25 protein-coding genes are annotated in these 26,009 nt (G+C 59.5%); 15 read left to right on the top strand and 10 right to left on the bottom strand.

Going from position 1 to position 26,009, the window contains the following annotated elements:
* Positions 1–6: 6 nt before the first annotated feature.
* From AC1D1M_RS08265 to flgA, 4 genes are all read right to left on the bottom strand, one after another.
* Entirely contained in the window at positions 7–753 is a 747-nt protein-coding gene (locus AC1D1M_RS08265; RefSeq protein ID WP_477775251.1) for a flagellar brake protein, read from the bottom strand.
* A 93-nt stretch (positions 754–846) separates the two neighbouring features.
* Positions 847–1,314 carry a flagella synthesis protein FlgN gene (locus AC1D1M_RS08260; RefSeq protein WP_477775250.1) on the bottom strand — a complete coding sequence of 156 codons (468 nt, stop codon included), beginning with the start codon at positions 1,312–1,314 and terminating at the stop codon, positions 847–849.
* A 48-nt stretch (positions 1,315–1,362) separates the two neighbouring features.
* Entirely contained in the window at positions 1,363–1,689 is a 327-nt protein-coding gene (gene flgM / locus AC1D1M_RS08255; RefSeq protein WP_477775249.1) for a flagellar biosynthesis anti-sigma factor FlgM, read from the bottom strand.
* A 167-nt stretch (positions 1,690–1,856) separates the two neighbouring features.
* Positions 1,857–2,615, bottom strand: coding sequence for a flagellar basal body P-ring formation chaperone FlgA (gene flgA, locus AC1D1M_RS08250; RefSeq protein WP_477775248.1), 759 nt, complete (start codon positions 2,613–2,615; stop codon positions 1,857–1,859).
* Between the two features lie 83 nt (positions 2,616–2,698).
* On the opposite strand from flgA, the gene AC1D1M_RS08245 reads away from it, so the two are divergent.
* From AC1D1M_RS08245 to flgE, 6 genes are all read left to right on the top strand, one after another.
* Positions 2,699–3,631: a chemotaxis protein CheV gene (locus AC1D1M_RS08245; RefSeq protein WP_477752839.1), complete on the top strand. Its 933-nt coding sequence runs from the start codon at positions 2,699–2,701 to the stop codon at positions 3,629–3,631.
* 45 nt (positions 3,632–3,676) lie between these two features.
* On the top strand, positions 3,677–4,504 hold the full coding sequence (gene cheR, locus AC1D1M_RS08240; protein ID WP_477775247.1) for a protein-glutamate O-methyltransferase CheR: 828 nt from the start codon (positions 3,677–3,679) through the stop codon (positions 4,502–4,504).
* A 209-nt stretch (positions 4,505–4,713) separates the two neighbouring features.
* Positions 4,714–5,121, top strand: a complete 408-nt coding sequence (gene flgB / locus AC1D1M_RS08235) for a flagellar basal body rod protein FlgB (protein ID WP_008051530.1) — start codon at positions 4,714–4,716, stop codon at positions 5,119–5,121.
* Positions 5,122–5,124: 3 nt separating this feature from the next.
* On the top strand, positions 5,125–5,568 hold the full coding sequence (gene flgC / locus AC1D1M_RS08230; protein WP_007980123.1) for a flagellar basal body rod protein FlgC: 444 nt from the start codon (positions 5,125–5,127) through the stop codon (positions 5,566–5,568).
* A gap of 15 nt (positions 5,569–5,583) precedes the next feature.
* Positions 5,584–6,306, top strand: coding sequence for a flagellar hook assembly protein FlgD (flgD, locus tag AC1D1M_RS08225; RefSeq protein ID WP_477775246.1), 723 nt, complete (start codon positions 5,584–5,586; stop codon positions 6,304–6,306).
* A gap of 31 nt (positions 6,307–6,337) precedes the next feature.
* Positions 6,338–7,669, top strand: a complete 1,332-nt coding sequence (gene flgE / locus AC1D1M_RS08220; protein ID WP_477775245.1) for a flagellar hook protein FlgE — start codon at positions 6,338–6,340, stop codon at positions 7,667–7,669.
* 235 nt (positions 7,670–7,904) lie between these two features.
* Here the strand turns inward: flgE and AC1D1M_RS08215 are convergent, their stop codons facing one another.
* Positions 7,905–10,799 carry a ribonucleoside-diphosphate reductase subunit alpha gene (locus AC1D1M_RS08215; protein ID WP_477775244.1) on the bottom strand — a complete coding sequence of 965 codons (2,895 nt, stop codon included), beginning with the start codon at positions 10,797–10,799 and terminating at the stop codon, positions 7,905–7,907.
* A 738-nt stretch (positions 10,800–11,537) separates the two neighbouring features.
* Between AC1D1M_RS08215 and AC1D1M_RS08210 the strand changes: the two genes are divergently transcribed.
* Positions 11,538–12,260: a winged helix-turn-helix domain-containing protein gene (locus tag AC1D1M_RS08210; protein ID WP_477775243.1), complete on the top strand. Its 723-nt coding sequence runs from the start codon at positions 11,538–11,540 to the stop codon at positions 12,258–12,260.
* Positions 12,257–13,867, top strand: coding sequence for an ATP-binding protein (locus AC1D1M_RS08205; RefSeq protein ID WP_477775242.1), 1,611 nt, complete (start codon positions 12,257–12,259; stop codon positions 13,865–13,867). The genes AC1D1M_RS08210 and AC1D1M_RS08205 overlap by 4 nt, the downstream gene beginning before the upstream one ends.
* Positions 13,868–13,916: 49 nt before the next feature.
* Here the strand turns inward: AC1D1M_RS08205 and AC1D1M_RS08200 are convergent, their stop codons facing one another.
* Together AC1D1M_RS08200 and AC1D1M_RS08195 are read right to left on the bottom strand one after the other, a co-directional pair.
* On the bottom strand, positions 13,917–14,642 hold the full coding sequence (locus AC1D1M_RS08200) for a 4'-phosphopantetheinyl transferase family protein (RefSeq protein WP_477775241.1): 726 nt from the start codon (positions 14,640–14,642) through the stop codon (positions 13,917–13,919).
* Between the two features lie 87 nt (positions 14,643–14,729).
* Positions 14,730–15,521, bottom strand: a complete 792-nt coding sequence (locus AC1D1M_RS08195) for a dienelactone hydrolase family protein (RefSeq protein WP_477775240.1) — start codon at positions 15,519–15,521, stop codon at positions 14,730–14,732.
* A gap of 146 nt (positions 15,522–15,667) precedes the next feature.
* Here AC1D1M_RS08195 and AC1D1M_RS08190 point away from each other — a divergent pair, with 146 nt between their 5' ends.
* The 4 genes from AC1D1M_RS08190 (at position 15,668) to AC1D1M_RS08175 (ending at position 19,366) form a co-directional block, all read left to right on the top strand.
* Positions 15,668–16,270, top strand: coding sequence for a hypothetical protein (locus AC1D1M_RS08190; RefSeq protein WP_477775239.1), 603 nt, complete (start codon positions 15,668–15,670; stop codon positions 16,268–16,270).
* A gap of 120 nt (positions 16,271–16,390) precedes the next feature.
* Positions 16,391–17,068: a response regulator gene (locus AC1D1M_RS08185; protein ID WP_477775238.1), complete on the top strand. Its 678-nt coding sequence runs from the start codon at positions 16,391–16,393 to the stop codon at positions 17,066–17,068.
* The gene (locus tag AC1D1M_RS08180) at positions 17,065–18,411 is read left to right on the top strand and encodes an ATP-binding protein (RefSeq protein ID WP_477775237.1); all 1,347 of its coding nucleotides are present in this window, start codon (positions 17,065–17,067) and stop codon (positions 18,409–18,411) included. Before AC1D1M_RS08185 ends, AC1D1M_RS08180 begins: the two co-directional genes overlap by 4 nt.
* A gap of 199 nt (positions 18,412–18,610) precedes the next feature.
* Positions 18,611–19,366, top strand: a complete 756-nt coding sequence (locus AC1D1M_RS08175; RefSeq protein ID WP_477775236.1) for a polysaccharide deacetylase family protein — start codon at positions 18,611–18,613, stop codon at positions 19,364–19,366.
* Positions 19,367–19,448: 82 nt separating this feature from the next.
* On the opposite strand, the gene AC1D1M_RS08170 is transcribed toward AC1D1M_RS08175, so the two are convergent.
* Positions 19,449–20,447 (bottom strand): AraC family transcriptional regulator, encoded by a 999-nt coding sequence (locus tag AC1D1M_RS08170; RefSeq protein ID WP_477775235.1) that lies wholly within the window; start codon positions 20,445–20,447, stop codon positions 19,449–19,451.
* A gap of 338 nt (positions 20,448–20,785) precedes the next feature.
* Here AC1D1M_RS08170 and AC1D1M_RS08165 point away from each other — a divergent pair, with 338 nt between their 5' ends.
* Positions 20,786–22,120 carry a dicarboxylate/amino acid:cation symporter gene (locus tag AC1D1M_RS08165; protein WP_477775234.1) on the top strand — a complete coding sequence of 445 codons (1,335 nt, stop codon included), beginning with the start codon at positions 20,786–20,788 and terminating at the stop codon, positions 22,118–22,120.
* 144 nt (positions 22,121–22,264) lie between these two features.
* Positions 22,265–23,446, top strand: a complete 1,182-nt coding sequence (locus AC1D1M_RS08160) for a CaiB/BaiF CoA transferase family protein (protein WP_477775233.1) — start codon at positions 22,265–22,267, stop codon at positions 23,444–23,446.
* A gap of 120 nt (positions 23,447–23,566) precedes the next feature.
* Here the strand turns inward: AC1D1M_RS08160 and AC1D1M_RS08155 are convergent, their stop codons facing one another.
* Complete coding sequence (locus AC1D1M_RS08155) at positions 23,567–24,061, bottom strand: SprT family zinc-dependent metalloprotease (RefSeq protein ID WP_477775232.1); 495 nt, start codon at positions 24,059–24,061, stop codon at positions 23,567–23,569.
* Positions 24,062–24,219: 158 nt separating this feature from the next.
* Positions 24,220–24,822, bottom strand: a complete 603-nt coding sequence (locus AC1D1M_RS08150) for a Yip1 family protein (protein ID WP_477775231.1) — start codon at positions 24,820–24,822, stop codon at positions 24,220–24,222.
* A 283-nt stretch (positions 24,823–25,105) separates the two neighbouring features.
* Here AC1D1M_RS08150 and ttcA point away from each other — a divergent pair, with 283 nt between their 5' ends.
* Entirely contained in the window at positions 25,106–25,930 is an 825-nt protein-coding gene (gene ttcA / locus AC1D1M_RS08145; RefSeq protein ID WP_008016509.1) for a tRNA 2-thiocytidine(32) synthetase TtcA, read from the top strand.
* The last annotated feature ends 79 nt before the right edge of the window (positions 25,931–26,009 follow it).

The raw sequence follows: 26,009 nt of genomic DNA, 5'->3' as shown, positions 1-26,009 counted from the left end.
GCTCTATCAGATGTCGTCTTTGTCGAAGCGACGCGCTTCACGTTGCAACTGATAGACGAAGCGTTCGACCTGACGCTGCACCAACCCGCTCATGTTGTGGAAGCGGACGCCAGCGAAGGTGGTTGAAATCTTTTCTTCGAAGTGCAGATAACGCAACTCGACCGGAGCGGTCATCTTGCCGAAGGGCAGGTCGGCGTTGAAACGGTCGTAAACCTGACCCAGTTGCAGGCTGCCAGTGATGTCGCCGTCGAAACGCAATTTGCAGCCGGTAGCGGAAATATCCAGCAGCTTGCCGCTGATGGGGGCCTTGAGCTTTTCGCCGTCGAGGTTGACGTTGACCAGTTGTGCCAGCTTCAGTGCCGCACGGAATGCATTACGGCGCTGGTGGTACACCACTTCATCGGGCAGGGTGCCGCGATAGCAGCGGCTGCCGCCGGATTCGTCGATGTTCAATTGGCCGTTGCTTTCCCAGGCAATGCGTACGCCTTCGTGGAAGCCTTCGACCCTGAACGGCTCGCCCGCCAGCAGGTAGCGCTCGCCATCACGGGGAATCATTTCGTCCAGGGCAATCATGTTGCTGCCACGGTCCAGGTCCACCAGATAGCTCTGGAAGCGCTGGCTGCGCTCGTGGAACGTGATGATCAGCGGGTCATGGCTTTCGAGCAGCTGGCGCAGGTTGCTGGAGATTTCCAAGGGCGTGGAGAGCACCTTGGGTGGCTGCGGAGCATCATCCACGTTTAAGGCATTGGACACGGTTAATCGATCTCCAGACAAAATTTGACTACGACTGGCCAGCATTTTGCCAGCATCTTTCGCGTCTTGGATAGAGCGGGCTCCTCGAGCGGCCTAAGCCTGACTGAGCGGCCGCGGCTTAGCAAGCTTGGAGAATGTTCCGCTGGCATCGTAAAGCGCCGGGGTTTCACCGCCGTTGAGGATTTTCAGCTGGGTGGCTGTAGCGGCCTGCTGGGTGAGGATCGACTGGCCGTTGTTGGCGTTGATGGCCTGGCACTGGGCCAGGAGATCGGTCAGCACGTCACTTTGCGCCAGCAACTGGTCGCCAATGCTCGACTGGCTGGCCAATTGCTCCAGACCGCCACGGTTGGTCGGCAGGTTGAGGCTGGCGAGAATTTCACTGCGCTTGCGGCCATGCTGTTCGAGTAAAACGACCAATGCCTGTTTCTGCGCCAGGATGTCCTCGAGCAATGGCATGTCGCGGCCATGCAATGCGAGGGATTCGGTCTGCAGTAATTCCAGCAGGTGTTGCGCTGGAGCAAAGTCGTTGGTGATCAGTTGCAGTAAATGAGTGTCGTGCATGGCTGGCCTTGGGTTTTAAGCGTCCAAAAGCCTGGCGCCGGCGGTGGCCTAGCGCTGGGCTTCGAAGTTGAGCAGTTTGCTGGCTACACGGTTGCTGTCGACCTTATAGCTGCCATCGGCAATCGCTGCTTTCAACTCGGCCACGCGGGCTTTGTCTACGGCAGGCTGATCGCGCAGCTTGTCAGTGACCTTCTGCAACTGCTGAGCCTCATCGCTGAGATGTACCGATTCCCCGCTTTTGACGGTACCGGCCTGTTCGGCCGCGGACTCCAGCGGCGCGGATTTGCCGGCCTCGGCGCTTTCCTTGCTGGCGCTGGTACGTGTACTGCCCGTCAGGGACGAGGAGCTGTTCAAACGGCTGAAATCGATGACCATGATAAAAAACCTCTGGGAATTTGGACGCTTGCCATGGTTTCGGCCATTCCCTGGAAAACTTTAGGCCCATTTATCAATGAACCTTGCGCGCGTCAGCGCTTGCCGTGCATGGAGCACAGTCTAGGGAACAGCCGCGGCAAGCGCCACATTCTGATGAACAGAGAGCCTTACATGGACACTTCCACCTGCCCCGGCGCCATGACCTGCGCCTTGATGACTCGTTGGGAGTTGAGGTTTTTCACCCGGATCTGTTCGCTCAGGCTGCCGTTTGACAGCGCTTCGCCCGGCATGCGCACGCTGAGGGTACCGCTGTGGGCGGTTATCACCACCTGATCACCCTTGCGGATGACTTCGGCCTGTTCGATGTTCACCAGGGTAATGACCTGATCGGCGACCATTGGTCGGGTCAGTCGCTGCCCGATCGCCTGATCCAGGGAGGTCAGGTAGCCCTGGCTGATGAGGCTGATATCGCGCTCGCGCAGGACCACATCCCCAGGCTCGACAATGGCGGCGCGGCGCAGTGGCCGGGCGCTGGTCACGACTTCGCGAAACAGGCGGACTTGAGCGGGCACGAACACTGTCCAGGGGGAAGCGCCCTCGCAGCGAACCTTGACCGTAACCCGCCCCAGCGGCTTGGGACTCTCAAGCGTGGCTGTCAATTCCTTGTCGCACATGGGCATGTGCATGCGCGGATCGAGCGGGTTGACCTGGATCTCGTAGCGACCTTCCGTTTGACTGGTAGCCAGATAGTCTTCTACGGTGAATTCAAGAAAGCCCTGAGTGACGCCGATAAGCATGTCAGGCAAGGTAACCGCGTCAGCAAGGGCAGGGCTGCCAGCGTTGAACAGGCAAACAGCCGCCAGCACGCCGAGCAATCTGCGGTAGGGTGTGGTAAGGCGTCGGAAAAATGTCGGTTCTTTGTTCATAACGATTAAAAAAGCAAGCGCCGTGCCGTTTAGTGATGAAGGCGCGTCGCAACAACACTTGGCGTTGGTGTAGGAGTCTGGGCATGGCTGGTGTAATGGATTCGGTAAACCAGCGCACGCAACTGGTGGGGCAGAATCGCCTTGAGCTGTTGTTGTTCCGTCTCGACGGCCAGCAACTGTACGGGATCAACGTGTTCAAGGTTCGGGAGGTGCTGCAATGCCCCAAACTGACGCTGATGCCCAAGTCCAGTCCTGTCGTGTGCGGCGTGGCGAACATCCGGGGGGCGACCATTCCGATCCTTGATCTGGCAATGGCGACTGGCTCCGGTGCGTTGAAGGACAAGAACAATCCCTTCGTGATCATCACGGAGTACAACACCAAGACCCAGGGATTCCTGGTCCGCTCGGTGGAGCGCATCGTCAACATGAACTGGGAGGAGATCCATCCGCCGCCCAAGGGCACCGGGCGCGATCACTACCTGACGGCGGTGACGCGGGTCGACAATCAGTTGGTCGAGATCATCGACGTCGAGAAGGTGCTGGCGGAAGTGGCACCGACGCCGGAGGCGATTTCCGTGGGTGTGGTGGATGTCGAAACCCGGCACAAGGCGCTTTCGTTGCGCGTGCTGACGGTCGACGACTCGTCGGTGGCACGCAAGCAGGTCACGCGTTGCCTGCAAACGGTGGGCGTCGAAGTGGTGGCGTTGAACGACGGTCGGCAAGCGCTGGACTACCTGCGCAAACTGGTCGACGAGGGCAAGAAGCCGGAAGAAGAGTTCCTGATGATGATCTCCGACATCGAGATGCCGGAGATGGACGGGTACACCCTGACGGCGGAAATCCGCAACGACCCGCGCATGCAAAAGCTTCATATCATCCTGCATACTTCGTTGTCGGGGGTATTCAATCAGGCGATGGTCAAGAAGGTCGGTGCCGATGACTTCCTGGCCAAGTTCCGTCCTGATGACCTGGCATCCCGGGTAGTCGACCGGATCAAAGCAGCAGATATCAGCTAGGGGTTCGCACCCCTGGCAGTCAACACGATTTAAGAGGCGGCATCATTGTCTACGGGTAATTTGGATTTCGAACAGTTCCGGGTATTCCTGGAAAAAGCCTGTGGCATTTTGCTCGGTGAAAACAAGCAGTACCTGGTCTCCAGCCGTCTCAACAAACTGATGGAACAGCAAGGCATCAAGTCTTTGGGTGAACTGGTTCAGCGCATGCAGACCCAACCGCGCAGCGGTTTGCGCGAGCAGGTGGTGGATGCCATGACCACCAACGAAACCCTGTGGTTTCGTGACACCTACCCGTTTGAAGTCTTGAAAAACAAGGCGCTGCCCGAAGCGATCAAGGCCAGTCCCGGCCAGCGCCTGCGCATCTGGTCGGCGGCGTGCTCGTCGGGCCAGGAACCCTATTCGCTGTCGATGTCCATCGACGAGTTCGAGCGGGTCAACATGGGGCAGTTGAGGATGGGCGTGCAGATCATTGCCACCGACCTGTCCGGCACCATGCTGAACAACTGCAAGACCGGAGAGTACGACAGCCTGGCCATCGGTCGCGGTCTGTCGCCCGAGCGCCTGCAGCGTTATTTTGACCCGAAAGGGCCGGGGCGCTGGGCGATCAAGGCGCCGATCAAGAGCCGTGTGGAATTCCGTTCCTTCAACCTGCTGGACAGCTACGCGAGCCTCGGCAAGTTCGACATCGTGTTCTGCCGCAACGTGTTGATCTACTTCTCCGCCGAGGTGAAGAAGGACATCCTGTTGCGGATCCACAGCACGTTGAAGCCGGGTGGGTACCTGTTCCTCGGTGCTTCCGAAGCGCTGAACGGTTTGCCGGATCATTACCAGATGGTCCAGTGCAGCCCGGGGATCATTTACCAGGCGAAGTGATGCAAAGGCCTGCGGCAGCTCCTACAGGGATAGGTGTTTACCTTCACAAGCGGCAGAAAAGCGGCATCCGGCGGAAAACCGTTGCCGCTTTTCTGGCATTGCCGCGTTGCCATGGCCGGCAAAGCCCCGGTTTCCGGGGGGGGTTGAATTGGCATGGGGCTTGCTAAGTTGATCCTACGAAAAATCAGGTCACCCGAAGGTTTCCCGACATGAGCATCAGCTTCGATAAAGCGCTCGGTATCCACGAACAAGCCCTGGGCTTCCGCGCCCAGCGTGCCGAAGTCCTGGCCAACAACATCGCCAACGCCGATACCCCGAACTACAAGGCTCGGGACCTGGACTTCTCGAAAGTGCTCGCCGAGCAGAACGAGAAAACCAAAAGCGGCACCTTCGCCTTGAACATGACCAACAGCCGTCACATCGAAGCTGAAGGTCTGGGCAATGGCGACGAGTCGTTGCTGTATCGCACACCGATGCAACCGTCGATTGACCAGAACACCGTGGACGCTCAGCTGGAACAGTCGAACTACGCGGAAAACGCGATCGGCTTCCAGGCCAGCTTCACCCTGCTCAACAGCAAATTCAAAGGGCTGGTGTCAGCCCTTCGCGGAGAGTAAGCCATGTCACTGTCCAGTGTTTTCAACATTGCCGGTAGCGGCATGAGTGCGCAGACCACGCGTTTGAACACCGTCGCTTCGAACATCGCCAACGCCGAGACCGTCTCGTCGAGCATCGACCAGACCTACCGCGCGCGTCACCCGGTATTCGCCACCATGTTCCAGGGCGGCCAGAGCGGTGGCAGCGACTCGCTGTTCCAGAGCCAGGACGCCGCCGGTCAGGGTGTGCAGGTGCTGGGTGTGGTCGAAGACCAGAGCAACCTCGAAGCGCGCTACGAGCCGAACCATCCGGCGGCCGATGCCAAGGGCTACGTCTACTACCCGAACGTCAACGTGGTGGAGGAAATGGCCGACATGATTTCCGCGAGCCGTTCGTTCCAGACCAACGCCGAAATGATGAACACCGCCAAAACCATGATGCAGAAGGTCCTGACCCTCGGTCAGTGATAAGGGGCGACTCAGATGAGTGTTACCGATTCCACCAGCGGTTTGAGCCTCAACGACATCCTGGCCAATTCCTCGATCAAGACCAACACCACGACTGACGGCCTCGCGTCGGCAACCGGCAGCGCCACGGGCAAACAGGCCCTGGGTAAAGATGCGTTCCTGCAGTTGCTGGTGACCCAGCTGAAAAACCAGAACCCGCTGGAGCCTCAGGACAACGGTGCGTTCGTGGCCCAGTTGGCGCAGTTCAGCAGCCTGGAAGGCATCACCTCGCTCAACGACACCGTGAGCGGCCTGGCCAGCAACTACAACTCCTCCCAGGCATTGCAGGCGTCGTCACTGGTGGGGCGTTCGGTCATTGCACCCGGTGACAAGGCCGTGGTCGACACGTCGAAGAGTCTCAGCGGTACGGTGGTGGTGCCATCGTCGGTGGCCGCCGCCACCCTGAAGATCACTGATGCGGACGGAAAGACCGTACGCACCATCGACCTGGGCGCTCAGAAAGCAGGCAACGCCAGTTTCATTTGGGACGGCAAGAATGATGCGGGCGAAACGGTAGCTGCAGGCACTTACACCTTCGGCGCTAGCAGCACGATCGATGGGCAGTCCGTGGCGTTGATCACCAACCTGCCAGCGACCGTCAACAGCGTGACCATCAGCCAGACTGGCGGTGAGTTGATGCTCAATCTGGCCGGGCTGGGCACCATCGCTCTGTCCAAAGTACAAACCATTGGTATGTAAAGCCGACTAACCCGGCACAAAGGAGTGGATTATGTCTTTTAATATCGGCCTTAGCGGTCTCTTTGCATCCAACAAACAACTGGACGTGACCGGCAACAACATCGCCAACGTCGCGACCACCGGTTTCAAATCGTCCCGTGCAGAATTCGAAGATGTGTACTCGGCAACTCGCCTGGGCACCGGCAGCAAGACCGTCGGCAGCGGCGTGCGCCTGGCCAACGTTTCCCAGCAGTTCGGCCAGGGTGACGTGAGCAACACTGGCAACGTGCTCGACATGGGTATCCAGGGCAATGGCTTCTTCGTCCTGAGCGACAGCGGTTCGCTGACCTACACCCGTGCCGGTACGTTCAAGACCGACAAGGATGGCTACGTGACGAACAGCGACGGTACGGCCCGTCTGCAGGGTTATGGCGTGGACTCCAATGGCAAGATCCTCAATGGCGTGTTGACCGACCTGCGGATCGACACCTCCAATCTGGCGCCGAAATCCACCAGCACCGTTTCGTCGATGATCAACCTGAACTCTACGGCAGCGGTGATTGACCAGACGGTTGCTACCAACAAGTTCAATCCGACCAAACCGGAAACTTTTACCAAACAGTTCAGCACCCCGATTTTCGACACTCAGGGAAACCAGCACACCATGGATCAGTACATGGTCAAGACTGGGCAGAACATTTGGGATACCTACACCCTGATCGATGGTCGTAACCCGGACGGCAGTGATCCTGCGCTGACGGCTCCAATCGCTTCGACCATGTCGTTCGATTCCACCGGTAAACTGACGTCGGTCAGCACGCCAGTGACGCCTCCGACCACACTGCCAACCGCGACTATCAGCAGTGACCTGAAAATCACCAGCTGGACCCCGGGCAGCGTCACCAATGGCGTCTGGACAGCCAACGGTGCCGCAGCCGATCCAGCAGGCGTGACCATCGCCATGGGCAACACCACCCAATTCAACGCCGACACCGCGCGTTCGATTCCATCGCAGAACGGTTATGCCACTGGTCAGATCACCAACCTGACCATCGACGGCAGCGGCGTACTGCTGGCCAACTTCAGCAACAACCAGACCCAGCCAATCGGCCAGATTTCGTTGGCCAGTTTCACCAACGAACAAGGTCTGCAGCCGGTGGGTGGCTCCAGCTGGAAGGAAACCTACACCTCGGGTATTCCGGGCTACGATGCTCCGCAAACCGGCACCTTGGGTTCGATCGCTTCCAACTCTCTGGAAGAGTCCAACGTCAACCTGACCAACGAACTGGTCGACCTGATCCAGGCGCAGAGCAACTACCAGGCGAACGCCAAGACGATCTCCACCCAGAGCACCATCATGCAGACCATCATTCAGATGGCTTGATGCTCGATTGTGCTGTGCAAGGAGCCCCTCGAAAGAGGGGTTTTTTGTGCCTGTGAAGAACGGAAAAGATCGCAGCCTGCGGCAGCTCCTACATGGAACGGCGTACGCCCTGTAGGAGCTGCCGCAGGCTGCGATCTTTTGATCCTGGTTTCCTACAGGCAAAAGAAAACCCCCGACCCGCCAAAGGCTGATCGGGGGTTTCGAGTAAGCACCTTGCGGTGCTTACCGGCTCAGCTTATTGGCAAGCTTCGCAATCCGGCTCGTCGATGGCGCAAGCCTTCGGCACTGGAGCAGGGCCGGCAGGCGCTGCCAGGACCGAGTCGTCACCGTGGTTGCCGCCGCTGGAAACAGCGTTCAGCTTGCCGGTGTTGATGGTCGACTTCTCGGTGCTGGTCGCGGCCAGGGCGCGGAGGTAGTAAGTGGTTTTCAGACCACGGTACCAGGCCATGCGGTAGGTCACGTCCAGCTTCTTGCCCGAAGCGCCAGCGATGTACAGGTTCAGCGACTGAGCCTGGTCGATCCACTTCTGACGACGGCTGGCGGCGTCAACGATCCACTTGGTGTCCACTTCGAACGCGGTCGCGTAGAGCTCTTTGAGTTCTTGCGGGATGCGCTCGATCTGCTGCACCGAACCGTCGTAGTACTTCAGGTCGTTGATCATGACCGAGTCCCACAGACCGCGAGCCTTCAGGTCACGAACCAGGTACGGGTTGATCACGGTGAATTCGCCCGACAGGTTCGATTTCACATACAGGTTCTGGTAGGTCGGTTCGATCGACTGCGAGACGCCGGTGATGTTGGCGATGGTCGCGGTCGGTGCGATGGCCATGATGTTCGAGTTACGAATGCCTTTCTGTACACGGGCACGAACCGGTGCCCAGTCCAGGGATTCGTTCAGGTCGACATCGATGTACTTCTGGCCACGGGCCTCGATCAGGATCTGTTGCGAATCCAGCGGCAGGATGCCTTTGGACCACAGCGAACCCTGGAACGTCTCGTACGAGCCGCGCTCGTCGGCCAGGTCGCAGGACGCCTGGATCGCGTAGTAGCTGACCGCTTCCATCGACTTGTCGGCGAACTCGACGGCAGCGTCGGAGCCGTAAGGGATGTGCTGCAGGTACAGCGCGTCCTGGAAGCCCATGATGCCCAGGCCGACCGGACGGTGCTTGAAGTTGGAGTTCTTCGCTTGCGGCACCGAGTAGTAGTTGATGTCGATCACGTTATCGAGCATGCGTACGGCGGTGTTCACGGTGCGTTGCAGCTTGGCTGTGTCCAGCTTGCCGTCGACGATGTGGTTCGGCAGGTTGATCGAGCCCAGGTTGCAAACGGCGATCTCGTCCTTGTTGGTGTTCAAGGTGATCTCGGTGCACAGGTTCGAGCTATGGACCACGCCCACGTGCTGCTGCGGGCTGCGCAGATTGCACGGATCTTTGAAGGTCAGCCATGGGTGACCGGTTTCAAACAGCATGGACAGCATTTTGCGCCACAGGTCTTTGGCCTGGATGGTCTTGAACAGCTTGACCTTGCCCGGGTACTCGGTCAGGGCTTCGTAGTACTCGTAGCGCTCTTCGAAGGCCTTGCCGGTCAGGTCGTGCAGGTCCGGCACTTCGGACGGCGAGAACAGGGTCCACTTGCCGTCATCGAAGACGCGCTTCATGAACAGGTCAGGGATCCAGTTGGCGGTGTTCATGTCGTGGGTACGACGACGGTCATCACCGGTGTTCTTGCGCAGTTCGATGAACTCTTCGATGTCCATGTGCCAGGTTTCCAGGTAGGCACATACAGCGCCTTTGCGCTTGCCACCCTGGTTAACGGCAACGGCGGTGTCGTTGACGACTTTCAGGAACGGCACCACGCCCTGGGATTTGCCGTTGGTGCCCTTGATGTACGAACCCAGCGCACGAACCGGCGTCCAGTCGTTGCCCAGGCCGCCAGCAAATTTCGACAGCATGGCGTTGTCGTGGATTGCGTGGTAGATGCCCGACAGGTCATCCGGCACGGTGGTCAGGTAGCAGCTCGACAGCTGTGGACGCAGGGTACCGGCGTTGAACAGGGTCGGGGTCGACGCCATGTAGTCGAAGGACGACAACAGGTTGTAGAACTCGATGGCACGGTCTTCACGGGCTTTCTCTTCGATCGCCAGGCCCATGGCTACACGCATGAAGAAGATCTGCGGCAGTTCGAAACGCACGCCATCCTTGTGGATGAAGTAGCGGTCGTACAGGGTCTGCAGGCCCAGGTAGGTGAACTGCTGGTCGCGCTCGTGGTTGATCGCCTTGCCCAGTTTTTCCAGGTCGAATTCGGCCAGCACAGGGTTCAGCAGTTCGAACTCGATACCTTTGGCGACGTAGGCCGGCAGTGCCTTGGCGTACAGGTCGGCCATTTCGTGGTGAGTGGCGCTCTCGGCCACACCGAGGAAGCCCAGGCCTTCGCCGCGCAGGGTGTCCATCAGCAGGCGGGCGGTCACGAACGAGTAGTTCGGCTCGCGTTCAACCAGGGTACGGGCGGTCATCACCAGGGCGGTGTTGACGTCGTTCAGGGCCACGCCGTCGTACAGGTTCTTCAGGGTTTCGCGCTGGATCAGGTCGCCGTCGACTTCTTCCAGGCCTTCGCACGCTTCGGTGACGATGGTGTTCAGGCGGCCCATGTCCAGCGGCGCCAGACTGCCGTCGGCACGGGTGATGCGGATCGACGGGTGAGCATTGACCGCTTCTTCGGCCGGTGCGTGGGCAGCGCGTTCTTTCGAACGACCGTCACGGTAGATCACGTAGTCGCGAGCCACTTTCTGCTCGCCGGCACGCATCAGGGCCAGTTCGACCTGGTCCTGGATTTCTTCGATGTGGATGGTGCCGCCCGATGGCATGCGACGCTTGAAGGTCGCGGTGACCTGTTCGGTCAGGCGGGCAACGGTGTCGTGGATTCGCGACGAGGCAGCAGCGGTGCCGCCTTCAACTGCGAGGAACGCTTTGGTGATGGCGACGGTGATCTTGTCATCGGTGTAGGGAACGACAGTGCCGTTACGCTTGATCACGCGCAGTTGGCCAGGCGCGGTGGCGGACAGATCCGAATTCGAATCAGCGGCCTGCGGCAAGGTGCCCTGCGGGTTCTCGCGAGTTGTGTCGGTTTGCATGGGGGAGTGTCTCCACATTCTCTATGTTTGTTTGGGCACCATCACGGTGCCCACCGTTCCGTCCTGAAGCACTACAACCGGCGAGCGCCGGGCATAACAACTTCGGGACAGTAGGAAGGGGGCTTTATCGAGCGCCGCTTCCATGCCGAAGTCTTTGGTCTCACGCCTTGGGCCTGAAACCTTGGTCCTTTGCAGGTGACAGTTGGGACTGCAACACCCGTACCGTTTTCACCACTCGGGGCCGAAATACAGTAGCCATCCGCATGCGCGGTTTGGTCTTTCGAAAATACGTATGGTTCAACCGGACAGAGGCAATAAAAGCGCTTGAAATTGGTGTCTGGTTTGTGTTTGGTTTTTTGCGCAAAACCCTACATCTAGGGTTTTTTTAGCGCCGGGCTACAAGATAATGCGTTTTGGGGGGCGATTGCAACGTACTGCCTGTGGATAAACCTGTGCGTAAATTGTGTGTGAAAGAGGGAACCGGCGTGTAGGCCGCGACCTTGCTGGACCGGACCTTTTTTCAGCAATTTTCAACGATCGAAACGGCCGGGCGGATTTTTAAGGGCGCGAACCCTACCACAAAAAACCCTGTTGTCCGAACGCATTTACCCGCTTGTGTTCTCGACGGGCGGCGTTTATACAATCGGCCCAGCGTGTATACATATTTGTCCTCCCGAATCATTACAAAAAGACGGGTGGATCCTTCCTTATTGGTGTTTTGGCAAGCAGAGGTCACCCGTGGAGCAAGAAGCCTGGCAGGTATTGATAGTGGAGGACGACCAGCGACTGGCCGAACTGACCCGCGATTACCTGGAAGCCAATGGCCTGCGTGTATCGATCGAAGGGGATGGTGCGTTCGCTGCGAATCGCATCATCAAGGAACAACCGGACCTGGTGATCCTCGACCTGATGCTCCCCGGTGAAGATGGCCTGAGCATTTGCCGCAAGGTCCGCGCCCGATATGACGGCCCGATCCTGATGCTCACCGCCCGCACCGACGACACCGACCAGATTCTCGGCCTGGACCTGGGGGCTGACGACTACGTGTGCAAACCGGTACGTCCGCGTCTGCTGCTGGCGCGTATCCAGGCGCTGTTGCGTCGCAGTGAAACGCCCGAAGTCGCCCCGGAAAAACAGCGGCGTCTACAGTTCGGCCCGCTGATCGTCGACAACGCCTTGCGCGAAGCCTGGTTGCAGGGCAACGGTATCGAACTGACCAGCGCCGAATTCGACCTGCTCTGGCTATTGGTGGCCAATGCAGGGCGCATCCTTTCCCGGGAAGAGATCTTCACCGCGCTGCGAGGCATCGGCTATGACGGTCAGGACCGCTCCATCGATGTGCGTATCTCGCGTATCCGCCCTAAGATCGGCGATGACCCGGAGCATCCACGGCTGATCAAGACCGTGCGTAGCAAAGGCTATCTGTTCGTTCCCGAGGCTTGCGTAGACCAGACCCTGTGAACTCGATCTTCCTGCGCATCTATGGCGGCATGTGCGCCGCGCTGATCCTGGTGGCGGTGCTCGGTGTACTGGCGTTGCACCTGCTCAATGAGGTGCGCAGCGAGCAATACCGCGAGCGCCTGGCCCACGGCACGTTTTCGCTGATGGCCGACAACCTGCAACCGATGAACCAGACCGAGCGCCACCGGGCCTTGCTGGTGTGGGAGCGGCTGCTGGGTATTCCGCTGGCGCTGAAAACTTTTGCCGAGACTGACCTCGACCTGACCCAGCGCACCCGTGTGTTGCGCGGCCAGGCATTGGTGGAACAGACCGGGCCGCACGCGGCGAAGGTGTACAAGCTGGTCAGCGACAAGGAACAGTTGATGCTCACCGGGGAGGTGCAACAGATCAGCGAGCAGCTGGCCCGGGCGACCATCTACCTGTTGACCGATGAACTGGTGCGCACCCCGGTAGCCGACCAGCCCTTGCGCCTGGCGCAATTGAAGGAAAGCAAGGGCTTCGGCTTCGACCTGCGCCTGGTCACGGTTGACGAGGCGGATATGGACGAAGACCAGAGCCGCCGGGTGTCCGAGGGTGACACCGTGATGGCGCTGGGCAAGGGGGGGGATTCGATCCGGGTGTTTGCCGGCATGGTGGGCACGCCGTGGGTCCTGGAAATCGGCCCGTTGTATCAGATGAATCCTTATCCGCCGGAGTGGCTGGTGCTGATCGCTGCGCTGGGCCTGACGCTGATCGGTTTGATCGTCTATCTGCTGGTGCGTCAGCTCGAGCGACGCTTGCGTGGCCTCGAAGCCGCCGCCACGCGCATTGCCAAGGGCAGCCTGGAAACCCGCGTGCCGGCGCGCGGTGCGGACTCGGTGGGACGGCTGGCCTCGGCGTTCAACGGCATGGCCGAACACTTGCAGCAGTTGCTGGCGATCCAGCGCGAACTGGTGCGCGCGGTGTCCCACGAATTGCGCACACCAGTGGCACGCCTGCGCTTTGGCCTGGAGATGATCGGCTCGGCCACCACGCCGCAAGCCCTGGAAAAATACTGTCAGGGCATGGATCACGACATCGAGGACCTCGACCGGCTGGTGGACGAGATGCTGACCTACGCGCGGCTCGAGCAGGGCTCGCCGGCACTGAACTTTCAGCGGATCGATCTGGATGCCCTGGTCAATCAGGTGATTGAAGAACTGGCGCCATTGCGCGCCGACGTTACGGTGCAACGCGGGTTGTGCCTGTCGGCCGCCGATAACGATGACGCCTGGGTCGAGGCTGAGCCGCGCTACCTGCATCGGGCGATCCAGAACCTGGTGACTAATGCCATGCGCCACGCGCAATCCCGAGTGACCATCAGCTATCAGGTGGGGCAGCAGCGATGCCGGGTGGATATCGAGGATGACGGGCCGGGTGTGCCGGAGTCGGCGTGGGAGAAAATCTTCACGCCGTTCCTGCGTCTCGACGACAGTCGCACCCGTGCTTCTGGAGGCCATGGGTTAGGCCTGTCCATTGTGCGACGCATCATCCATTGGCATGACGGGCGCGCGTTGATCGGCAAGAGCAAGAGCCTGGGCGGGGCGTGCTTCAGTCTGAGTTGGCCGCGCAATCAGGAGAAGCGTTGAACCTTGTGTTGTCTGTTGCGGCCCCATCGCGAGCAGGCGCCAATAAACTTCAGGCCTTGATGCTGACCAGACTCAACAACTGCCCATCCTTGACCCCGAACTGCGCATCCAGCTCAGTGCCGTTGCGCCATTCGCTGGACAAATCCGTGAGCAATCGCAACCGCACCTCACCCGACTCACGCCACTCCAGCACTTCGGCGTGTTCGAAATAAAAGCGTTGCTGGACGATCGGATAGAGTGCCTTGAACAGGCTTTCCTTGACCGAGAAAGTCAGGGTGACCAGCAACGCCTGTTGATCGTGACCACCTGCCGCCATGCGCTGTAGCTCCGGCGGGTTGAGGATTTCGCCGGCCAGGCGTTCGGCCCGATCTGCATTGAGCAGGTTTTCCAGGTCCATGCCCAGGCCGCGCCAATGGCTTTTGTTCGCCACGATGGCCGCCGCCCGGCCGGTGCTGTGGGTGATCGAGCCAGTGATATGAGCAGGCCAGACCGGTGCCCGGTCTTCACCGATGGCCGGAATGAAGCTCAATCCTTCGAGCCGCTGTAACGCGGCCCGGGCGCACACCCGCCCGGCGAGAAACTCCGCCTGCCGTTTGGCCACCGAGCGCTGAATGCTCGCCGGCGCCTCCACAGCGCTGCGCTGAAAGTCATCGCTGGCCAGTCGTGCGCTATCGAAGTGAGTGCTCAGCAGGACCGTATCGGGCAGCACGAACGGCAGCGGCCAATGGTCATCGAGGGGCGTGCAGCAGACGGGCAGGGCGGGGGCTGGATTCATGTCGGGCATTTTGCCGGGTTGGCTTGAGGCTGGGTAGTGGCAGATGGCTTTTGTGGCGAGGGAGCCCCTTCGCCACAGAGCACGGTGTCAACCAAAGATCTTTTTGAAGAAAGCCTGCATGTCCGCCCATGACTTTTCATCCGCGGCCTTGTTGTAGCCAATGTCCGGTCCGCCATGGTCGCCATGGCTTAACCGGTCGGCATCCGGGTTGCTGAAGCCGTGCCTGGCGCCGTCGAGGCTGACGAACTTGTAGTCGGCGCCGGCCTTGTCCATCTCACTCTTGAAAGCCGTGATGTTTTCCGGGGTGACGATGCTGTCCAGCGCCCCGTGCTCCACCAGGATTTTTGCTTTGACGCTGCCTGGCGTTGCTGGCGTATTGGTCGCCAGGGCACCATGGAAACTCACCACCCCCGCCAGCGGCACACCCTGGCGCGCGGCATTGAGCACTACGCCACCGCCAAAGCAGTAGCCGATGGCGGCGATTTTATGCGGATCGGTTTGCGGTTGTTTCTTCAGCAGGTCGAGCCCGGCCTGAAACCTCGCGCTCGACACGGCACTGTCTTTTGCCACGGCTTGCATGAAGGCCATGGCGTCTTTGGGGTGCTCGGTATTCTTGCCGTCACCGTACATGTCGATGGCCAGGGCGCTGTAGCCCAGGCCGGCGAGATCCCGGGCGCGACGCTTGGCGTAGTCGTTCAGACCCCAGAACTCATGTACCACCAGGACCCCGGGGCGCGGGCCTTTGATGGCATCGTCATAAGCGTAATAGCCGATCATTTTCGTGCCATCGGCACTTTGGTAGGGGATTTCCCGGGTCTGGATGGCGGCCTGACTGAGCCCGCTCAGGGCCAGCAGGAGGACAGCGAGGAACAGGCGCATGGTCGAATCTCCTGTTGAAACGTGTCGAAACATTCGGGAGGGGGCGGTTCAGCCCAGGTTCAGAGTGCGTTCAGGGGGAGTTCAGGGCACGGTGAGTAACCTTGCCCCGTACCCAAAAAACAAACGGCACATGAGGTAACTCCCAAATGACTGGATTCAAAAAACTGCTTCTGGCAATCACGGTTCTGGGCGCAAGCACCGCAGCCTTCGCGTCCGACGACAACTTCGCCAGCCTTACTCTTGGACAGACCAGCGACAAGGTCAAAAAATCCCACGCCCTGAACGACAACCTCAATCACCCGAACGCCGATGGCGTGATCGGCAAGGACACCACCTGGGGTGTTCGTCTAGGCCAGCAAAATACCAAGGGCCGGTACTACGCGACTTACGACAATGTATCGGGCTCGCACAACGGCATTAAACTGCGTCAGGAAAACCTCCTGGGCAGCTACGATCTGTTCTACCCGGTGGGCGGCAGCACCAAGCTGTTCGGTGGTGCCACGGCCGGCCTGACCAAAATGACTCAGGAGTCGCCAGGCTTCAGCCGCGACAGCAATATCGGCTATGCCATCGGTGGCCAGGTGGGTGTGCTGCAACAGGTTTCGCAGAACGTCTCGGTTGAACTGGGTTACCGTTACCTGCGCAGCAACGCCAGCACTGAGATGAGCGAGCGCGGTGGCAGCAAGCAGGGTTCGCTGGACCTGACCAGCAGCGCCCAGACTTACCTGTCCGCCAACTACGCTTTCTGACAAGCGTTTCGTGAACGGCCTGCGCCGGATCAGCCCGAGTGACTGATCCGGCGTTGCCTTGTTAGCTATTGAGGTGCGACGTTGCGCCTCTGGAGATGTTGATTTGCCCGGGAGAGCGTTATGAAACTGCTGGTCGTCGAAGATGAAGCGCTGCTGCGTCATCACCTGCAAACCCGCCTGACGGAGAGCGGCCACGTGGTCGAATCCGTGGCCAACGCCGAGGAGGCGCTGTACCAGGCCGCACAGTTCAACTTTGACCTGGCGGTAATCGACCTCGGTCTGCCGGGCATGAGCGGGCTCGACCTGATCCGCCAGTTGCGATCAAGTGGCAAAACCTTCCCGATCCTGATCCTCACTGCGCGCGGCAACTGGCAGGACAAGGTCGAAGGCCTGGCCGCTGGCGCCGACGATTACGTGGTCAAGCCGTTTCAGTTCGAAGAACTGGAGGCCCGCCTGAATGCCTTGCTGCGCCGCTCCTGTGGTTTCACTCAGTCAACCATCGTCGCTGGCCCGTTGCTGCTGGACCTGAACCGCAAGCAGGCGTCCCTCGACGAACAGCCATTGGCGCTGACCGCGTACGAATACCGTATTCTCGAATACCTGATGCGCCATCATCAGCAAGTGGTGCCCAAGGACCGCCTGATGGAACAGCTCTACCCGGATGACGACGAGCGTGATCCGAATGTGATCGAGGTTCTGGTCGGCCGTCTGCGCCGCAAGCTGGAGGGGCCGGGCGGGTTCAAACCGATCGACACCGTGCGCGGCCTGGGCTACCTGTTCAATGAGCGTTGCACTTGATCCGCTCGCTACGCATTCGCTTGATGCTCGCCGCCACGCTGTTGGCGGTGTTGTTCATGCTGGCGTTGCTGCCGGCCATGCAGGGTGCCTTCAGCCTGGCGTTGCAGGACTCCATCGAGCAGCGTCTGGCTTCGGACGTGACCACGCTGATCTCTGCCGCCCGGGTGGAGAACAACAGCCTGCAGATGCCGGCGCAATTGCCTGACGAGCGCTTCAACCTCACCGACAGCCGATTGCTCGGCTACATCTATGACCGTGAAGGGCATCTGGTCTGGCGCTCGAAGGCGACACAGGAAGAACGCATCAATTACAAGCCGCGCTACGACGGACGTGGTAACGAGTTCGCGCGGATCCGCGAAGCCAATGGCCAGGAGTTCTTCGTCTACGACGTCGAGGTCAAGTTGCTCGGCGGCAAGAGTGCAGCCTTCAGCATCGTTGCCCTGCAGCCGGTTCGCGAGTACGAACTGACCCTCGAAGGCCTGCGGGAAAATCTCTACCTGGGTTTTGGTGCGGCACTGCTGGTGCTGTTGGCGTTGTTGTGGATCGGTCTGACCTGGGGCTTGCAGGCATTGCGGCGCTTGAGCCAGGAACTGGACCAGATTGAAGGTGGCACCCGCGAAAGCCTCAGTGAAGAACATCCCCGGGAATTGCTGCGCCTGACCGGTTCTCTCAACCGGTTGCTGCACAGTGAGCGTGAGCAGCGCAGTCGTTACCGTGATTCCCTCGATGACCTGGCTCATAGCCTGAAAACGCCGCTGGCGGTGTTACAAGGCGTCAGTGAGGATCTGGCCCAGCGTCCGGAGGATCGCGATCAGGCGTGGGTGCTGCAAACCCAGATCGAACGCATGAGCCAGCAGATCAGCTACCAGTTGCAGCGCGCCAGCCTGCGCAAAAGCGGTCTGGTACGTCATCAGGTGCGCTTGCACCCGGTGCTGAAAAGCCTGTGCGATACGCTCGACAAGGTCTATCGCGACAAGCTCGTGCACGTCGCGTTCGACCTGCCCGACCCGTGCTACGTACCGATCGAGCAGGGCGCTCTATTGGAGATGATGGGCAACCTGCTGGAAAACGCCTATCGCCTGTGCCTCGGCGAAATACGTATCAGCGTGCGTGAAACCCTCAGCGGCACCGAGTTGTGTGTCGAGGACGACGGCCCCGGCGTACCACAGGATCAGCGCGCACGGATTCTCGAGCGCGGCGAGCGCCTGGACCGTCAGCACCCGGGGCAGGGTATCGGCCTGTCGGTGGTCAAGGACATCATCGAGAGCTACAGCGCCAAACTGACCTTGGGCGATTCACCGATGGGTGGGGCGGCGTTCCGGATTCTTTTTCCGGTGGTTTGAACGGGTATTTGATAGCGGTCTTTTCGGGCCGCTACAGGCGTCAAGCGTTAAACGACCGGCAACAATGTTTTGTTGGCGTTCAGCCGTTTGGTGGCAGGTAATAAGCCTCGCCATATTGACGACATGCACACGCAGAGCCTGTGTTGGTTGCATGAGTGGATAGGGGCTGAAGCGTTACAAGCCACCAAGGGAGATTAAAATGGAAAGGAAGAAAGTTTGGCTGACATTTGATGACGGTCCTCGGCAAGCCCAGACCGAAACCGTGCTCGAAACACTGGAGCTGTTTGATATCAAGGCAACGTTTTTTATTGTTGGCAATCTGGTTGCCAGGCATGGCGAGCGTATCAAGCGCATCCTGGGCGAAGGGCACCGGATCGGCAATCATACTTACGATCATCTAAGACTGGTCGGCCAGGACAAAGACACCATCATCGATCAAATCAAGATGACGGAGCAGGCACTGACTCCCTACCAGCAGCCGGACCTGATCATGAGGCCGCCTTATGGCGCACACGATGCGATGGTTGATCGCACTGTCGCCGAGTTGGGGTACCGGCAGGTTCTCTGGAGCGTGGATACCCTGGACTGGAACAGCAACTACCAACCGGGGGGCTGGGTATCCCATGGTGTTGAGCAAATAAGGAAAAGAAAGAACTCCATTGTGCTGATGCATGACATACACGCGACCACGGCCAATAATCTTGGACGTTTCATCGGACAAATAAAGCTGTTGGGCGATGTGGATTTCGAATCACCAGCAACACTGGCGATTCCGCCGGTCAGTCAGTTGAATATGTATGTGGTTGTAAGGGGCGATACATTGTCCAAAATTGCCAGAGAGTTTTATGGTGATGCTGCCAAGTACCCACTGATCTTTAATGCGAACAGGTCGGTGCTGGATCATCCAGATAAAATTTATCCTGGCTTGTCACTGATCATCCCGCCTTTAGAGTAAGCGTTCGCAAAACCTGGATGGGGTATTTTCAGGGGTGTACGGGAGGACACCAGTGATCACTGCGCAACGCGGGTGCTGAAACTCAGCTCTCCTGCGCCCGATAAGCCCCCGGCGTCAGCCCCGTCCACTTCTTGAATGCCCGGTGAAACGCTGACGGCTCGGAAAACCCCAGCTGCTCGGCGATCTGTTGCAACGACAGGTCAGCGCGGCTCAGGTGATAAATCGCGATGTCCCGGCGCAACTGGTCCTTCAATTCCTGAAAACTCGAACCCTCTTCCCGCAAATGCCGGCGCAAGGTCTGCGGGCTGATGTGCAGGTGGGCGGCCACGGCTTCCAGGTCGGGCCAGCGTGAGCTGTCGCGACTGAGCAGGCGCCGCAGGCGGCTGCTCAAACTGTCGCCATCGTCCGGACGCGAGAGCAGGTCGGCGGGGGAGCGCTCGAGGAAATGCTTGAGGGTGCGTTCATCCTGCAACAGCGGCATGGCCAGGTAGCGGCTGTGAAACAACAGGCTGCTCTGAGGCCTGGAAAACTCAAGCGGACAGGAAAACAGCAGGTCGTACTCGGCGCCGTGTTCGGGCCGCGGGTAGCTGAATGTGGCCTGTTCCAGGCGAATGCGCTGGCCGATCAGCCAGCTGCCGAAACGGTGCCAGATCACCAGCAGGCTTTCGCTGAGGAAATGATCCGGGTCCCAAAGCTGCGAGTCGTCCAGGCTCAGGCGCACCCATTCATCTTCGCGGCTCAGGGTCAAACGCGGAGCGCCGGGGAATAGGCTATAAAACAATAAGCCGCGATTGAGTGCCTTATCCAGGCTGCGGCAGTGAATCACGGCATGGCACATCATCGCGAAGCTGCCCGGCTTGCTCGGGGCTTGCCCGAACCCCAGGTACTCGTCATCCAGTGCCAGCCATAACGCCTGGATCAGTTGGGTGAATTGTTCCGGCGCGATGCGTGCCCGGGGCTCGTCCAGCAACTCGGGGCTGATCCCCAGTTGTTGTAGCAGGCTGGAATAGTTGTAGCCGTGCCGACGCGCACCACCAAGGGCGGCGCGGGCGAAATGACTGGCAATGGTGCGTTCGCGCATGGCAGCAGATCTGACCGTTGATCGACGGATGGTAGCTGCGCACCGCGGGCATGAACAGGGCGGATATCCGCCAAATAGCAGGACGACTTTTGATGGATGGGCGGAAATCCGCCACATGCTTGTAACCGTCCGGTGACAGGGAATTCGCTGCGACCCCAGAGATCAAAAGGCTTGTAGGGTTTTTACGGAAGGTGGCACGGGCCTTGCGATACAACGTGCAGATGCCTGCCGTTGCGCAGCTCGAAAAAACAAATCCCTCCAGTGCAGGAGGGTTCGCAATTGTGGTGTTGCGGGCAACAGATGGATGTTGTCACCGGGCACCCTTGAGGAACTTTGCAATGACGACTCGTCAGCCACTGTACAAATCCCTGTATTTCCAGGTGATCGTTGCAATTGTCATCGGTATTTTGCTCGGTCACTTCTATCCGCAGCTCGGTGTGGCGGTAAAGCCGCTGGGTGACGGGTTCATCAAACTGATCAAAATGATCATCGCCCCGATCATCTTCTGCACCGTCGTCAGTGGTATCGCCGGCATGCAGGACATGAAAGCGGTCGGCAAGACCGGCGGCTACGCGCTGCTGTACTTCGAGATCGTTTCGACCATCGCCCTGCTGGTCGGTCTGGTCGTGGTCAACATCGTGCAGCCAGGCAATGGCATGCACATCGACGTCGCCACCCTTGATGCCTCCAAGGTTGCCGCTTATGTTGCGGCCGGCGCTGACCAAAGCGTCGTCGGCTTCCTGCTGAACGTGATCCCGGCCACCATTGTCGGCGCCTTCGCCACCGGTGACATCCTGCAAGTGCTGATGTTCTCGGTGATCTTCGGTTTCGCCCTGCATCGCCTGGGTGCCTACGGCAAGCCGCTGCTGGACTTCATCGATCGCTTCGCCCACGTGATGTTCAACATCATCAACATGATCATGAAGCTCGCGCCAATCGGTGCCTTCGGTGCCATGGCGTTCACCATCGGTGCCTACGGTGTCGGTTCGCTGGTGCAGCTGGGTCAACTGATGGCGTGCTTCTACATCACTTGCCTGCTGTTCATCTTGGTCGTGCTGGGCTCCATCGCCCGTCTGCACGGCTTCAGCGTGCTGAAAATGATCCGCTACATCCGTGAAGAACTACTGATCGTGCTGGGTACTTCTTCTTCGGAATCGGTACTGCCACGCATGCTGATCAAGATGGAGCGTCTGGGCGCGCAGAAATCTGTCGTGGGTCTGGTGATCCCGACCGGTTACTCATTCAACCTCGACGGTACTGCCATCTACCTGACCATGGCCGCGGTGTTCATTGCTCAGGCAACCGATACGCACATGGACATCACGCACCAGATCACCCTGCTGGTGGTGTTGCTGCTGTCCTCCAAAGGCGCTGCGGGCGTGACCGGTAGCGGTTTCATCGTACTGGCTGCGACCCTGTCCGCCGTGGGCCACCTGCCGGTTGCCGGCCTGGCGCTGATCCTCGGCATCGACCGCTTCATGTCTGAAGCCCGTGCCCTGACCAACCTGGTCGGCAACGCCGTTGCCACTGTCGTTGTGGCCAAGTGGGTCAAGGAACTGGACACCGACGTGTTGCAAGCGGAGCTGGCTTCGGGCGGTCGCGGCATTGCCGACGAGCCTAAAGACGATGTTTTGGGGCACGTCGAAGAGGTAGCCCCGGCTAACGCCAAGTAAGCCTTGTTGTAATGAAAAACCCGCTTCGGCGGGTTTTTTCATGCCCGGCGATTGAGCGCAACGGTCACTGCACATGGCGCATAAGGTGATTGCCGCAATGCCAGCGGCTGCCTAGGCTGGGTGCATCGTTAAGGGAGAACGCTCATGCTCGGTCCACTGGCATCACTCAAGGTTCTGGATTTCTCGACATTGCTGCCGGGGCCGTTCGCTTCGTTGCTGCTGGCGGACATGGGCGCCGAAGTGCTGCGCATCGAATCACCGACCCGCATGGATCTGCTGCGGGTATTGCCGCCCCATGATCAAGGCGTGTCAGCCAGTCATGCCTATCTCAACCGCAACAAGCGCAGCCTCGCCCTGGACCTCAAGCAGCCCGAGGCGCTGGAGGTGATCAGGTCGTTGCTGCAGGATTACGACATTGTGCTCGAGCAGTTCCGTCCGGGTGTCATGGAGCGTCTGGGCCTGGGTTACGAAGCCCTGAAGGCGATCAATCCGAAACTGATTTATGTATCGATCACCGGCTACGGCCAGACCGGCCCCTACAAGGACCGCGCCGGCCATGACATCAACTACCTGGCCCTGTCCGGGCTGGCGAGTTACACCGGCCGAGCCGACAGTGGGCCGCTGCCGTTGGGCATGCAGGTGGCGGATGTCGCCGGTGGCTCGCTGCACGGGGTGATTGGCTTGCTGGCGGCGGTCATTGCCCGGCAGCAAACCGGTCAGGGCCAGTGCCTGGATGTCAGCATGACCGACTGCGCGTTCAGCCTGAATGCGATGGCGGGTGCCGGGTATCTGGCCTGTGGCGTCGAGCCGGGACCGGAAAACCAGGTGCTCAACGGCGGCAGCTTCTACGATTACTACCGCTCTCGGGATGGGCGCTGGCTGTCGGTGGGCAGCCTGGAGCCGGCGTTCATGAAACAGTTGTGTACGGCGTTGGGGCTGGAGGATTTGGCCGGCCTCGGCCTGTCTCCGCAACCGGCTCATCAGAAACAGCTTAAAGACGCGCTGAGGGTCGAATTCGAAAAGCATGACTTTGCCGATTTGCGCGCGCTGTTCGCCGAACTGGATGCTTGTGTCGAGCCGGTGTTGGACCTCGGAGAAGCGCTGCGTCATCCGCAGTTGCAGGCGCGGGGAGTGGTCACCGACGTGCCGCGGGGCGACGGTTCAAGCCAGGCGCAGATGGCTTGTCCGCTGAAGTTTTCGCAAGGATTGCCTGAGCCCCGGCATATTGGTGCGTCGCTGGGGCAGCATACGGATCAGGTGTTGGGGGAGTTGGGGTTTAGCATTGAGCGGATCGAGCAGTTGCGGCGGGCCAAGGTGATTCTTTAGTGCCTGTCAGGCCGCCATCGCGAGCAAGCTCGCTCCCACACTGGGTTTGTGTCACGCCACAGATTCCCTGTGGGAGCGAGCTTGCTCGCGATGAGGCCAGTCCAAACACCAAAAGTCCAACTACTCGATCCGCATTTCTCCACTGAACACCAGGGTATTGCGACACCGTCGGCACAAGTACCGCCGTCCCTGCCGAACCAGGCTGTGGCGCTGCGCCGAGAACGGGAAGTCGCTGTCAGCGCACGGGCACTTGTAGATGTAGCGGGTCACGCGGCGACGTTTGACGTCATAGGTGTGGCAGCGGTTGGGTGGCAGTTCGTACACGCCGCGCATGATCAATTGCCACTCTTCGCCGTGGGGCTGGATGCGGTCGCCGAACAGCTGATGGGCGATCAGGTGTGCGACTTCATGGGCCACGGTCTGCTTGAGGAAATCTTCGGTGTTTTCCCGGTACAGCTGCGGGTTGAAGCGCAGCAGGTTCTCGTGCAAATGCGCGACACCGGCTTTTTGCCCGCGCAGCTTGAGGCTCACCACGGGGCGTTTGAAAGGTCGTTTGAAAAAGGATTCAGCTAGTTGGAAACAGTCTTCGACGCGGGTATTGAGTTGCTCGGGCATGCTTGATGGATCTCCAGAGCGGTCGAGTATGCCGCAACCCTCTGACCTTGCGAATCGCCAAGGTGCCGAATGGTCGTGTGCCTGTTCGTTGCTGAAGAATGAAAAGGCCGCCTTGCGGCGGCCTGTGTCGGTAGTTTCCGATTATCACTGATGAGTGGCTAACTGGTGTAGACCGGCCCCACGCCGAGTCCCCAGACAATCACAGTGAACGCCATGATGGCGACCAGCACCACCAAGCCTACGGCGAGCACCGAACTTGAAAACAGGAAGCCCTCGTCAGATGGAATGTTCATGAATGTCGGTAGGCCCACGTACAGCAAGTACACCGTGTAGCAGACGGCTGCGGTGCCGATGATCATCCCCAGCCACAAGTGCGGGTACAAGGCGGCGAGGCCACCGATGAACAGCGGTGTTGCGGTGTAGGTTGCAAATGCAATGCAGCGGGCGAGGCTTGGGTTGGCGTCATACGTGCGGGCCATCCAGTGAATGAATGCGCCCATGACCGCGACACCGCCGAGCATCGCCAGGTACGACATGACCGTCATCCAGATCGCGCTTTCTACGGTCAACATCACGGGAGGCCGATTGCCGATGACCCAGCCAACCTGTGTGGTGCCAATAAAGGCAGACACGGCGGGGATCGCCGCCAGGATCAGGGTATGGGTCAGGTACATGTGGCTGATGCTTTCCTCCTGGTCGCCACGGATTTCTTTCCATTCTTGGTCAGGGTGGGTGAAGAGCCCCACTACGTGATGGATCATGCCAGTCACTCCTCTTGTTTTTACCGTCGCCCCCCAGTGGAGCGCCTACGGGCCAATACGGCCAAGCAAGTCATAGGTCTGAAATTTGTATGCGACCTTATGTCGCAGTATAGGGAGGAGTTTCCCCAGAGGGAGTAGGGGCTTTAGAGCAAATCGCGCTGTAAACACAATTGTTAATCGCCGCCGGGTCTGTGCCGAACAGCCCTTTTGGCGAGGCACTTCGCCCCTGAGGTGTTTTTGCGTAAAATGCCCGCCTTTCGTCACACCTCACGGATTTCGCGTCATGGGCACTCTCACGGTCAACCAGAACAAACTGCAAAAGCGCCTTCGCCGACTGGCCGGTGAGGCGGTTGCCGATTTCAACATGATTGAAGACGGCGACAAGGTCATGGTCTGCCTGTCCGGTGGCAAGGACAGCTACACCATGCTCGATGTGCTGATGCACTTGCAGAAGGTCGCCCCGATCAAGTTCGAGATCGTGGCCGTGAACATGGACCAGAAGCAGCCGGGTTTCCCGGAGCACGTTCTGCCGGCCTACCTCAAAGAGCTGGGCATCGAGTACCACATCGTCGAGAAAGACACCTACTCGGTGGTCAAGGAGTTGATCCCGGAAGGCAAGACCACCTGCTCGCTGTGCTCGCGCCTGCGTCGCGGCACGCTCTACACCTTTGCCGATGAAATCGGTGCGACCAAGATGGCCCTCGGTCACCACCGCGACGACATCGTCGAGACGTTCTTCCTGAACATGTTCTTCAACGGTTCGCTCAAGGCCATGCCACCGAAGCTGCGCGCCGACGATGGGCGCAACGTGGTGATCCGCCCGCTGGCCTACTGCAACGAAAAAGACATCCAGGCCTACTCGGACTTCAAGCAATTCCCGATCATCCCGTGCAACCTCTGTGGTTCTCAGGAGAACCTGCAGCGTCAGGTGGTCAAGGAAATGCTGCAGGACTGGGAGCGCAAGACCCCGGGCCGTACCGAGAGCATTTTCCGCAGCCTGCAGAACGTGATCCCGTCGCAACTGGCGGATCGCAATCTGTTCGACTTCACCAGCCTCAAGATTGACGAGTCCGCGGCATCGCGCTTCGTCAACGTGGTCAACCTCTGACCCCAATTACTGTGGGAGCGAGCTTGCTCGCGATTGCGTCATGTCAGTCGACATCAATGTTGAATGACGCACCGCCATC

The sequence above is a fragment of the Pseudomonas sp. P1_F7 genome, from assembly GCF_056405655.1.
This window is presented reverse-complemented; position numbering and strand designations above follow the sequence as displayed.